We start from the raw sequence: 12,023 nt of genomic DNA on the forward strand, positions 1-12,023 counted from the left end.
GATTGGTTTGGGCTTATCGACCGGCGAGACAATAGAGATGCGTCGAGGTTCGCCAATAGATCCGGCCGTCGACGATCACCGGGCTGGCGAACCCGGCGCCGGTCAGCTTGCCGGACGAAACCTGCTCAAATTTGGGACCCGTTTTCAAGACGAACATTTCCCCCGCTTCATTGGGAACATAAATCAGATCTCCGATCAATGTGGCGGAAGCGCTGAAGTCCCCTCCCAGGCGTTTCTTCCAATGTTCGTCGCCGGTCTCCGCGTCATAACAAACGGCGACTCCGTCATCTCCAAATGCATAGACGCAATCACGATCGACCAAGAGAGACGGCACGTAAACCTTCTTTCGCTCTTGCCAGATCACATGCGACTGATCGAGTTGACCAGTTCCGTCTGCGCGGATCGCGATGACAAAGTGATCCGGATATCCGCCGCTGGCGTAGACCGTGTCACCGACTACCTGCGGCGTATTGGCGATCGTATCTGCAAGTCCTTCAAAATACCAAATCAGCTCCCCGGTGTTCGGATCATAGCTGTCGAGACGATCTTGTCCGCATAAAACCAATTGAGCGCGGCCTGCGATTTGGGCGATCGTCGGAGTCCCATAGCTATTGCCTTGCGGGCGCGAAGTTCGCCAGATGATCTCGCCGCTGCCGCGATCCAAGGCAGCGACAAAGCCAGAGCCGTCGCAGTCGGCCTGGATGATCAATAGCGATTCATGGATCAGCGGCGAACTACCGTAGCCATGCTGACTGCGGAAGGGCCCGGCCTGCTTTTGCCACAAGATTTTTCCTTCCTGCGAGACGGCGCTTGCCCAGATTCCGTCATTCACCATAAACACGGTGTAGATATTGGTCCCATCGGTCGCCGGCGTCGCCGAAGCTTGGGAATTCTTCTGGTGCATATTCATGAATTTCCCTTCATGCACCGGAATCGACCAAAGCTTGGCGCCGGTCGCGGCGTCAAACGCGAGCAGCGATTGGGTTTCCGCCGATTCGACCGCCGTGGTCAAAAAGAGTTTCTCGCCCACCAAGATCGGCGTCGAATGCCCGAGCCCGGGGATTTCGGCTTGCCAGAGGATCGCTTGTTCGTTGATCTCGGTCGGCGGATTCGGCCCAACGGCATGATTGTCGTGCGCCAGTCCGCGCCACCAGGGCCAATCCGCGGCCGAAACCGTGATCGGCGGCGCTTGACTCTGCAACTCGCCGCTATGGCGGACTTCCTGCACCGGCTCTGGGGGCGAACATGCCCAAGTGACCGGCAAAACGAAAGCGAGAAAGAGAAAATAATGTCGCATTGGGGGATTCTCTGGACCGGAAGGGAACGCTCTCATCGTATCGAGAATTCGAATGTAAAGAAATCCGCGTGGCTTTGATCGCCCAACTCGGGCATAATGCGCAGGATAGAGCGTTTGTATGCCTGCATTCTGTATGGAGAGGAGTTCCGCTGATGTTTTCGCAAACTCGCTGGATCACGCTGCTGGTGATGCTTGTAATCGCCGCGCCGCTGTGGGCCCAATCCGAAGGTCAAGCCGACCTCGACAAGGCGGTCGATCTCAAGCTGTCGGCCGAGTCGGTGGATGACTTAGAAAAAGTGATCACCCTCAGCGAGTCCGCTTTGGAAAAAGGCCTGACGGCCGATGACCAGGCGTTCGCCAAACAACTGTTGACGTCGGTGCTGTATCAACGCGCCCAAACGATCGCCGCCGGAATTTTTGAACGCGAACCCCCGGTCGCCCAATGGAAAGAACTTCGCGACAAAGCGTTGGCCGACGCCAATCGAGCGCTCAAGGTCGACGCGAAGTTGGGGGATATGCAATTGCTGAAATCGCGTCTGCTGATGTTGCCTGACGGCGACAAGGCCGAAGCGAAGAAAGCGCTGGACGCCGCGATCGAAAACTTAACCGAGGATGATCAGCAGCTTTCCAAAGCGATCATGATGTCGGCCACGCTAGAAGAAGATCCGGCGCTGCAGATCGAAAAGCTGACCAAAGCGATCAAAACCGATCCGGACAATGTTGACGCGCTGAAGCTGCGCGGCGTGTTGTACATGCAGCAGGAGAACTTTGAGAAAGCTTCGGCCGACTTGAAGCAGGTGATGGAAAAGAATCCGAATGACGTCGCCGTGCTGCAAGCCTACGCCGATACGCTGGCCGGCATGAAGAAGTTTGACGAAGCGATTGCACTGCTCGACAAAACGGTCGCCGAGCATCCCGGTTCGCCGGTCGGCTATCTGTTGCGAGCTCGTCTGAAAGTGCTGGCCGAAGATTCCGAAGGCGCCATCCAAGACTTGGATCAGGTCCTCGCGTTTATTCCCCGTTCGATTCCGGCGTTAATGATGCGGGCCCGGCTCTACATTGACCTGGATCGCCCTGCCGACGCCGAGCAAGATCTCGATCGGATCTTGAGTATCGAAGCGAACCTGCCCGACGCAATTATCCTGCGCAGCGTCGTCTTGACGCAGCAAGGGAAGTTTGATCAGGCGATCAAAGATTTAGAAACGCTGCTCCAACGCGATCCGCAAAACGAATCGATCTTGATCCAGATCGGGATGATCTACAATTCGGATGGTCAGCCCCGCAAAGCGATTCAAATCTTCGACACCGTGTTGAAAAAATCGCCCGATAGTTGGCAAGCGTTAAGCGGACGCAGCAACGCCCAACTGTCGATCGGCGAACAGAAAGCGGCGATCGAAGGGTATGAGCAAGCGCTCAAGCTGCAACCGAAAGATGATCATATCTTGAACAACCTGGCCTGGGTCTTGGCGACCTCGCCGCAAGATGAGCTACGAAATGGACAACGCTCGCTGGAACTGGCGAAGCAAGCCTGTGAAGTGACCAAGTACGAAGCTCCGCATATCCTCAGCACGCTGGCCGCCGCGCATGCGGAAGTTGGAGATTTTGACGAAGCGAAGAAGTGGGCGCAAAAGGCGGTCGATAAAGGAACCGATGAAGATATCATCGGGCACCTGAAAGAAGAGTTGGCCAGCTACGAGCAGAAAAAGCCCTGGCGTGAAAAGCAGGAGACGGAAGAGAAAGCCGTTGAAAAAGAAAAGCCTGCCGCCGCTGAGAAGAAAGAAGATGCGGCCGAGCCAAAGGCCGACAAGCAAGCGGGCGAGTAACCACGAAACTCGAAGCAAGTGTCGGAAGGAGGCATGCGATGGAAATTTTAGAATCGAATCAATTGGTTCAAAAAAAGTGCAAGCCATGCGAAGGAGGCGTGGAGCCTTGTTCGCTGAGCGAAGCCAACAGTCAACTGGCCCAACTCAACGGTTGGCAGTTAACCCATGATGGCCAGCGGATTCGCAAAAACTGGACGGTGAAAAACTTTATGGCCGGCATGAAGTTTTTCAATCAAGTCGCCGAAATCGCCGAAGCGGACGGCCATCATCCCGATCTGCATATCGAAGGATATCGCAACGTCTGGATCGAAATTTGGACGCATGCGATCGGCGGATTGAGCGAAAATGACTTCATTTTGGCGGCCAAAATTGACGAAGTGCCGGTCGAGTTGAAGTAAATAATCATCCGACCTGACGGACGAAAATAACGTAAGCTTCCCTAAGCGTACCGAGTCTTTGCGACTCGGCGGCGCCATAGGCTCAAGGAACGGCATTGCCGTTCCTTTTTTTATGGACGCAACTTTGTATTTTTCATCGCCCGTAGCGTGTTTTGAGGCTGGGCCTTTTCGAACCAAGCAAATACTAGCCAGAAGCGCAAGCCGATGGAATACGGTCGGCGCTTCTAACTCAGCTGGATGTGGCCAGCCGCATTCCATCGGCTTGCGCCTCTGGCTAATGTGACGATTTTCGGCGGATTCTGGCCCTGTTTCATTCTTGTTATCGAAAAATAGCGCAACCTCAAAACTCGCGCTGCTGGCTACCATCAGAAAAACGCAACATCCAAAAACTCCGTCAGGTGGATCGTGGATCACGTAAGTTACTCGGGCGATCTCGTTCCGTCGTCGTCTCCAGCTCGTCCTGTGGCGACGACCTCGCGTAGCGGAGAGCTATTGCCGCAGTCGCAAGGGTACGCTCCGCCACCGTCCACCGGCGGTTTTCAAGAGGCGTTTGATTTCACCATCCGCAGTCCGGCGCTGTTGATCGTGCTGTTGTTGACGTTTGGCCCGATGGCGTTGCCGTTGGTGGTGATCAGTCCCAAACTGAGCGTTTTGTGCAAAGTGTTTCTCTCTGTCGTAACCTTGGGACTGACGATCGTATTGCCGATTGCCCTGACGATCTATTTTTCGCATTTTGCAGTGATGCCGGCGCTCGATGCGATTCGTGAGGCCAACATGCGCGGCGGCGCGATATAGCGATTTGTAAGACGTCTTACACCTTACAAATCGCGTGGGGGTTGCTTTCGTGACGCGACTTCTTAGATTTCGTGGGGGACTAGATCTGCACGAAATTGAAGGAGCCGGAATAATGCTGTTGCGCCCATTAGGAAAAACGGATCTACAAATTCCGCCGATCGTGTTTGGCGGCAATGTCTTTGGTTGGACGCTCGACGAAGCGGCGTCGTTTGCGATGCTGGACCAGTTGCAAGAGCGCGGCTTTTCGACGCTCGATACGGCCAACGTCTATTCGCGCTGGGCGCCAGGCAATCAGGGCGGCGAGTCCGAAACGATCCTGGGCAAGTGGATGAAGGCTCGCGGCAATCGGGATCAGATCACGCTCATCACCAAAGTCGGGCATGATCTGGGGCAAGGTCATCATGATTTGACCGCCGATCATATCGCCGTCGGCGTCGAAGATTCGCTCCGCCGTTTGCAAACCGATCGGATTGATCTTTACTTCTCTCATTTTGACGACCTGCGTACGCCGGTCGAAGAAACGATGGAAGCGTTCGACAAGCTGGTTCAAGCAGGCAAGGTCCGCTGGCTCGGCGCGTCGAATCTTGCGGCCGAACGGATCGAAGCGTCGCTCGCGGCCAGCGCACAGCACAATTGGGCCGCGTACCATGTGATTCAGCCTGAGTATCATCTGCTGGCGCGCAAGAAGTTTGAGACCGAATACGCGCCCCTCTGCGAAAAATGGAAGTTGGCCGCGATCACCTACTTCTCGCTGGCCAGCGGCTTTCTTTCGGGCAAGTACCGCAACAGCGACGACCTGAGCCAAAGCTTGCGCGGCGGCCGAGTTGAAAAGTATCTCGACAATCCCAACTCGCCCAGCGTGCTGAAAACGCTGGAAGATGTCGCGAACAAACATGATGTCTCCATGGCGGCGGTGGCGCTCGCGTGGCTGCTCGCCAGGCCGGCCGTCGCCGCTCCGATCGCCAGCGCGACCAAGACCAGTCATCTGGAAGCGATGTCGACGGCGATCGATTTGAAATTGGAAAATGTCGATATGCAGGCGCTCAATCAGGCGTCGAACTAAAGCCAGAAACCGCATCAACTGTCTCCGAGAAGCAATGTCAGAGCGTCTGATTCTTCGGTCAATGTAGTTTGGGTGAATCGAAATTCGGTATGTCATGGGTTAGACTGAGGGAGACTTTTCCCGCCTCCCAACTTCCTTGCGTCTCAATTGCTCATGCCTAAAATTGCCTTCGCCATGCTGCTGGCGGCGACTCTGGTTTCGTCGGTTTCCGCTCAGGCTCCTCGATCGTTCTCGGGCGTCTATCCCCATCTCTCCTTCTTCAACGACGACGGAGAGTGCGGGACCGGCGCGGTCGTGCCGTGGGCCGATCGACTGTGGGCGATCACCTATTCGCCGCATCGGCCCAACGGATCGACCGATAAGCTGTACGAGATCGATCGCGACTTGAACTTGGTCGTCCGGCCAGAGAGCGTCGGCGGGACGCCTGCCAATCGGATGATCCATCGCGAGTCGAATCAGTTGTTCATCGGGCCGTATGCGATTAACGCCGAACGTCAGGTTCGCGTGATACCGCCCACAGAAATGTATGGACGCCTGACCGGCGTGGCGCGGCATTTGACCGATCCGGCCGGCAAGCTCTACTTTGCGACGATGGAAGAGGGCTTCTACGAAGTCGACGTCCAGACGCTGGCCGTCACCCAACTTTATCAAGACGGAAATCGCCAGAACGAGAAGGGGGGCTCGCTGCTGCCGGGCTACCACGGCAAAGGGTTGTACAGCGGGCAAGGACGATTGGTTTACGCCAACAACGGCGAGAACAGCGCGCTGGCCCGCAGTCGCCCTGACGTCGACTCTGGCTGCTTGGCCGAGTGGGATGGTGACAATTGGCAAGTGGTTCGCCGCAATCAATTTACCGAAGTGACCGGTCCCGGCGGCATCTACGGCAGCAGTGATCCGGCCAAAGATCCCCTGTGGAGCGTCGGTTGGGACAATCGCTCGCTGATCTTGATGGTGCTCGACGAAGGTCGCTGGCACGCCTACCGCTTGCCGAAGGGAAGCCACTGCTACGACGGCGCGCATGGCTGGAACACCGAATGGCCGCGGATCCGCGACATCGGCCAAGACGACCTGCTGATGACGATGCACGGCATGTTCTGGCGATTCCCTCCGAATTTCTCGGCCAAGTCGTCTGCCGGCATCGCCGCTCGCAGTAACTACCTGAAGGTGATCGGCGATTTCTGCCCATGGAACAACCAAGTCGTCTTTGGCTGCGACGACACGGCCAAGGCCGAGTTTCTGAACAAGCGAAAGGCGAAAGGCAATTTGATCGGCCCTGGCCAATCGCAATCGAATCTGTGGTTCGTCGACGCCGCGAAAATCGATCAATTGGGAGCCCCCATCGCCCGCGGCGCGGTTTGGCTGCATGATTCGACCCCGGCCGACGCGCCTTCCGATCCGATGTTGGCCGGCGGTTTTGCGCGTCGCGGCGTTCACCTGACCCATGCCGAGAAAGCGGCGGTCACCTTTACGCTGGAAACCGACGCGAAAGGGGACGGCCAGTGGAGGACGCTGCACACGGTCGAAGTACCACCCAACGGCTACTCTTGGCTCGATCTGTCGGATGACCCGGCCGCGGCCTGGATTCGAGTGCGGACCAATCGCGACTGCCAAGATGTAACCGCGTCGTTTCATTTTTCCAACCAGGATCAACGGTCGACGCAGACCGGCGACCTGTTCGCCGGCATGGCCAAGCATAACGCGACCGACTATCTGGCGGGCCTGGTCCGTGCGCGGGGAGACAATCTGCGGACGCTGCAGTTGGTATCGAGCGTCGTGAAAAAAGGGGAGCTGGCCGAAGAGGCCAATTTTTCCGCCGACGCCGATCTCCAGCTTGCTCCGCTGCGGGACGCCGCGTCGCTCGCTTGGCTGAAGAAGAACGCGACTCCGCCGACCGACGTGATTTCGTCCGACGCCGCATCGCTGATTTTTGTGGATGACGACGGTACGACCTGGCGATTGCCGCGGCATATTGACGTGGCCGAAAGTGCCGCCGGGCCGGTTCGCGTGGACCGTGAAGTTTGCACCGAACGCGATTTGTTCCATTGCTCGAACCTCTTTTACGAACTGCCGGCGATCAACGCCGGCGGGTTCGCCAAAATTCGTCCCATCGCGGCTCACGATTTGCGAATTCATGACTATTGCAGTTATCGGGGGTTGTTGATTTTGACCGGCGTCGCGACCGACGCGGCGGCGAACGACCACCTTGTCCGTTCGGCCGACGGAAACGGCGCGTTTTGGGCCGGGACGGTCGACGACCTCTGGCAATTGGGAAAAGCCGTCGGCCGCGGCGGTCCTTGGCTCAACACCCAAGTCTCCGCTGACCAGCCGTCTGACCCTTACTTGATGAACGGTTTTGACAAACGGACCCTCACGCTGTCGCAGCAAAGCGACGAACCGGTCGCGATTCGGGTCGAAATTGACCTGACCGGGGAGGGCGATTGGGCGCCGTACCAGACTTTTTCGGTAAAGCCGGGTCAGAGCGTAACGCACGAGTTCCCCGCTGCGCTGCACGCTTATTGGCTGAGAACGGTCGCAGATCGACCGGCGACCGCTTCGGCGCAGCTGACGTACGAATAAATTTTTGCCGTCGCGGGGGGAAGTGGACTTCCCGTCGGAGCGCTTCGCGGTAAAAATTCGCGCTTATGGCAAAATCACTCCATCTCGACATTCTCCCTCAGCCCGACGAAACCACCTGCGGACCGACGTGTCTGCATGCGGTCTTTCGCTACTTCGATGACGAGTTGCCGCTGGCCCAAGTCATCCGCGAGACTCCGAAGCTAGAAGAGGGGGGAACGCTGGCAGTCTTGCTCGGCTGTCATGCGCTGCGAAAAGGCTACAAAGCGACGATCTATACCTACAACTTGACGGTGTTTGACCCGTCCTGGTTCTATCCGCCGACGGAAACGCTGGAATCGGAGGAGGAACTCGCCGCGTTTCATAAACGGCGGCTCATCGAGCGACTGCATGCCCAGTTGTTGGTGAAAGCCGATCCAAAGCTCCACACCGCAAGTCGCGCCTATATTCAGTTTCTGGAACTAGGCGGAGTGATTGCGATGGAGGATTTAAAAGCCTCGTTGGTACGCCGGTTTTTGAAACGTGATCTGCCAATTTTGACCGGGCTGAGCGCCACTTACCTGTACGGTACTCCCCGCGAATTTGGCGACGACTGCAAGCCGGACGACGTCCGCGGCTACGCCGTGGGACACTTCGTCGTCTTGCACGGCTATGATAAAGAAGCAGGCACGGTCAGCGTGGCTGATCCCTATCTGCCCAATCCGCTGGGAGAGGAACATCACTACGATGTGAAAATCGATCGGTTACTTTGTGCAATCATGCTCGGCGTTTTGACGTATGACGCCAATCTTCTGGTGATCGAACCTGCTGACGAGTTCTAACAGCGACCGCCCCGTTATCACGATATTCCATCTCATATTTGCAGCGCTTTGGTGCGCTGTCGCGCTCCGCGGCGAAATCGCGGCAAGGGAGTGCTATTTCGCGATGTCCGTTTTGATTGTCACCAACACGCCAGATGACTGGCCTGCCCAAATTGAAAATGTGCAAGTCGTCGCCGCCAACGACTATCTCACCGATACGAAATTCAGCGAGCTGCGCGGCGTCAAAGTTTTTAATCTCTGCCGCTCTTACAAGTATCAGACGATCGGCTATTACGTTTCGCTGTTGGCCGAAGCGCGCGGACACAAGCCGCTGCCCAGCGTCACCGCCGTCCAAGACTTGAAGACGCACGCGATCGTCCGTCTCGCCTCTTCCGACCTGGAAAAGCTGATCGAGAAGTCGCTCGCGCCGATCAAGTCCGATAAGTTTGAGCTGAGCATTTACTTCGGGCGAAACATGGCCCAGCGCTACGATCGTCTCTGCACGCAGCTCTTTAATCAGTTTCAAACGCCGCTGCTGCGGGCCAGCTTTGCGCGCGACAAAAACGGCTGGCAGTTGAAAGCGATCAACGCGATCTCGACCAATGATGTGCCTGACCCGCATTGGGATTTTGTGTTGGAAGCGGCGCAGCATCACTTTGCTGGTCGCGGCGGCAGTTTCAAGAAGCGGGCGCGAGCTCGCTTTGACATGGCGATCCTGCATAATCCTGACGATGCCGATAAGCCGTCGAACGAAAAAGCGCTCGCCAAGTTTATCAAAGCGGCCGAAGCGCAAGGCATTCACGCCGAAATGATCACCCGCGACGACTACGGCAGCATCGGCGAGTTCGACGCGCTCTTCATCCGCGAAACGACCCAGGTCAATCACCACACCTATCGTTTCTCGCGTCGCGCGGCCGGCGAAGGTCTGGTGGTGATTGATGATCCGCAGTCGATCGTGCGCTGCACCAACAAGGTTTTTCTGGCCGAGATCCTGGCGCGTCACAAGGTTGCGACGCCCAAAACGTTGGTCGTGCAGGCCGAAACGGCCGATCAAATCGCGCCGCAGTTGGGCTTTCCCTGCGTACTGAAAGAGCCGGACAGCGCCTTCTCGCGGGGCGTAGTGAAGGTGAAAAACGAAGCGGAGCTGGGAGCGAAGCTGAAGGAATTCTTCGAGCATTCGGACTTGATCATCGCGCAAGAGTTTTTGCCGACGACCTTTGATTGGCGCATCGGGATCATCGATCGCCAGCCGATCTACGCCGCGAAGTATTTCATGGCGACCGGTCACTGGCAGATCATCCAGCAAAAGGAAGGAAAGACTCGCTACGGCAAGTCGGAAACGATCCCGATCGAGCTGGCGCCGCGCAAAGCGGTGCAAGTGGCCCTGAAAGCGGCCAATCTGATTGGGGACGGTTTGTACGGCGTCGACGTCAAAGAGTCGAACGGAAATTTCAGCGTGATCGAAGTAAACGACAATCCGAACCTCGACGCCGGTTACGAAGACGCGATCCTGAAAGACGAGCTCTATCGTCGCATCATCAGCGTCTTTCTGCGGCGGATCGAACAGCGCAAAGCCGGCTTGTCGTAGTGACCCAGAGCCCTGTGCCATGAATCGTGCGGAGTCGACGTCCAACGAAATCAGCCGCACGGCGTTAGCCGCGGTTGTTTTCCTATTGTCCATAGAAACAGGTTCCCTTCATTCAGAAACCGGGGCTAACGTCCAACGGCTGATAGAAGCCTGGGCGTCCAGAACTCTTTCGAAATTCTCTTTAATTGGTTTTTTGTCATGAGCGACCCGCTGCATCTGTTTGACGCTTACGGCGTCGAGCTTGAGTACATGATCGTCGACGCCCAGTCGCTCGACGTTCGCCCGATCGCAGACTTGCTGCTCGAAAAAGCGGCCGGCGAGATCATCTCGGAGGTCGAACTGGGAGAGCTCGCCTGGTCGAACGAACTGGCGCTGCATGTCATCGAGCTGAAGACCAACGGGCCCGCCGCATCACTTGACCCGCTGACCGACTACTTTCAACAGCATGTCACGCAGGCCAACGAGTATCTCTCGTCGCTGGGCGCTCGGCTGTTGCCGACGGCGATGCATCCCTGGATGGATCCTCACACAGTGCAACTGTGGCCGCACGATTACAACCCGATCTATCAGGCCTACAATCGCATCTTCGATTGTCGCGGTCATGGTTGGGCGAATCTGCAGAGCGTCCATTTGAACCTGCCGTTTTGCGGGGATGACGAATTTGGGCGACTTCATGCGGCGATTCGCTTGATCATGCCGCTGCTGCCGGCGCTCGCCGCGAGTTCGCCGATTTGCGACGGCAAGCCGAGCGGCTTCCTCGATACGCGGATGGAAGTTTACCGCACCAACTCGCAGCGGATTCCGTCGCTGACCGCGGCGATTGTGCCAGAGCCGATCTATACCGAAGGGGACTATCAGCGCGAGATCTTCGAGAAGATGTACGCCGATATCGAACCGCATGATCCCGAAGGAATGTTGCAGTATCCGTTTTTAAATGCCCGCGGCGCCATCGCGCGGTTTGATCGCGGCGCGATCGAAATTCGTGTTCTCGACATTCAGGAATGTCCTGCCGCCGACCTGGCGATCTTGCAGGCGGTCGTCGCCACGCTCAAGGCGCTCGTCAGCGAAAAGTGGACTTCATTCGCCGAACAACAGCTGGTCGCGACCATGCCGCTGTCACAACTCTTTTTGGAAACGATCCGCACCGCCGACACGACCCCAATCACCGACGGCGACTTGTTACGTCAATTTGGCTACAGCGCTCGCCAGCGCCCGACCGTAGCCGAACTATGGCGGCATATTCTGGCCGAGTTGGGGCAAACTCCGGCTGAAGAAAGCCCGCTCGATGTCATCCTGACCGATGGCCCGCTGGCGCGGCGGATCCTACAGAAAGCGGGCCACGATCTCTCTCATCTCCAACCGGTCTACAGCGAACTGGCCGAATGTTTATCGCAAGGAGCGATGTTTCGTATGTAGGTCAGGCCTTGGCCACGAACCTGTTCGTGATCGTACATGCGAAAGGGAATGCGTTGGGCGCAGCGGCGCCTACGTCGGTTTTATTCCATCGCCGGGACTGGACCGGACCGCGTTGTTTTTTTTCTATCTAACAAGTTGAACCAACCCAATAATAGCCCGAGTGCGCAAGCCGAGGGATTGCGGCCTCCATTCCAAATAGCCAAGGACCGGACAGGGTTGGACCGGACCGTTTTTTTTCGTCGCCTGGCGTGCTTTTGAGGTGATGTTGC

The 12,023-nt window shown here is 57.0% G+C and carries 9 protein-coding genes; 8 read left to right on the top strand and 1 reads right to left on the bottom strand.

From position 1 onward, the window contains the following. Window positions 1–13: 13 nt before the first annotated feature. Complete coding sequence (locus DSM3645_RS03625; RefSeq protein ID WP_002650670.1) at window positions 14–1,297, bottom strand: outer membrane protein assembly factor BamB family protein; 1,284 nt, start codon at window positions 1,295–1,297, stop codon at window positions 14–16. Window positions 1,298–1,449: 152 nt separating this feature from the next. Between DSM3645_RS03625 and DSM3645_RS03630 the strand changes: the two genes are divergently transcribed. The 8 genes from DSM3645_RS03630 to DSM3645_RS03665 all read left to right on the top strand — a co-directional run bounded on the left by DSM3645_RS03630 (window position 1,450) and on the right by DSM3645_RS03665 (window position 11,754). After that, window positions 1,450–3,120 carry a tetratricopeptide repeat protein gene (locus tag DSM3645_RS03630; RefSeq protein WP_002650671.1) on the top strand — a complete coding sequence of 557 codons (1,671 nt, stop codon included), beginning with the start codon at window positions 1,450–1,452 and terminating at the stop codon, window positions 3,118–3,120. Window positions 3,121–3,158: 38 nt separating this feature from the next. After that, window positions 3,159–3,518, top strand: coding sequence for a 4a-hydroxytetrahydrobiopterin dehydratase (locus DSM3645_RS03635; protein WP_002650672.1), 360 nt, complete (start codon window positions 3,159–3,161; stop codon window positions 3,516–3,518). A gap of 405 nt (window positions 3,519–3,923) precedes the next feature. Then, on the top strand, window positions 3,924–4,313 hold the full coding sequence (locus DSM3645_RS03640) for a hypothetical protein (RefSeq protein WP_131282178.1): 390 nt from the start codon (window positions 3,924–3,926) through the stop codon (window positions 4,311–4,313). A 112-nt stretch (window positions 4,314–4,425) separates the two neighbouring features. Continuing rightward, a complete protein-coding gene (locus tag DSM3645_RS03645; RefSeq protein WP_002650674.1) occupies window positions 4,426–5,376 on the top strand; it encodes an aldo/keto reductase in 951 nt (316 codons plus the stop codon). A gap of 153 nt (window positions 5,377–5,529) precedes the next feature. Further along, the gene (locus DSM3645_RS03650) at window positions 5,530–7,953 is read left to right on the top strand and encodes a hypothetical protein (protein ID WP_002650675.1); all 2,424 of its coding nucleotides are present in this window, start codon (window positions 5,530–5,532) and stop codon (window positions 7,951–7,953) included. A gap of 65 nt (window positions 7,954–8,018) precedes the next feature. After that, entirely contained in the window at window positions 8,019–8,771 is a 753-nt protein-coding gene (locus tag DSM3645_RS03655) for a hypothetical protein (protein ID WP_002650676.1), read from the top strand. Between the two features lie 103 nt (window positions 8,772–8,874). Further along, entirely contained in the window at window positions 8,875–10,338 is a 1,464-nt protein-coding gene (locus DSM3645_RS03660; protein WP_002650677.1) for a RimK family protein, read from the top strand. Between the two features lie 198 nt (window positions 10,339–10,536). After that, entirely contained in the window at window positions 10,537–11,754 is a 1,218-nt protein-coding gene (locus tag DSM3645_RS03665) for a carboxylate-amine ligase (RefSeq protein WP_002650678.1), read from the top strand. The last annotated feature ends 269 nt before the right edge of the window (window positions 11,755–12,023 follow it).

The organism is Blastopirellula marina DSM 3645, from assembly GCF_000153105.1.
Taxonomy (GTDB): domain Bacteria; phylum Planctomycetota; class Planctomycetia; order Pirellulales; family Pirellulaceae; genus Blastopirellula; species Blastopirellula marina.

Bases quoted from the DNA above. Each gene is read 5' to 3' on its own strand.
- DSM3645_RS03625 (WP_002650670.1), bottom strand. From the start codon at position 1,297: ATGCGACATTATTTTCTCTTTCTCGCTTTCGTTTTGCCGGTCACTTGG.
- DSM3645_RS03630 (WP_002650671.1), top strand. From the start codon at position 1,450: ATGTTTTCGCAAACTCGCTGGATCACGCTGCTGGTGATGCTTGTAATC.
- DSM3645_RS03635 (WP_002650672.1), top strand. From the start codon at position 3,159: ATGGAAATTTTAGAATCGAATCAATTGGTTCAAAAAAAGTGCAAGCCA.
- DSM3645_RS03645 (WP_002650674.1), top strand. From the start codon at position 4,426: ATGCTGTTGCGCCCATTAGGAAAAACGGATCTACAAATTCCGCCGATC.
- DSM3645_RS03650 (WP_002650675.1), top strand. From the start codon at position 5,530: ATGCCTAAAATTGCCTTCGCCATGCTGCTGGCGGCGACTCTGGTTTCG.
- DSM3645_RS03655 (WP_002650676.1), top strand. From the start codon at position 8,019: ATGGCAAAATCACTCCATCTCGACATTCTCCCTCAGCCCGACGAAACC.
- DSM3645_RS03660 (WP_002650677.1), top strand. From the start codon at position 8,875: ATGTCCGTTTTGATTGTCACCAACACGCCAGATGACTGGCCTGCCCAA.
- DSM3645_RS03665 (WP_002650678.1), top strand. From the start codon at position 10,537: ATGAGCGACCCGCTGCATCTGTTTGACGCTTACGGCGTCGAGCTTGAG.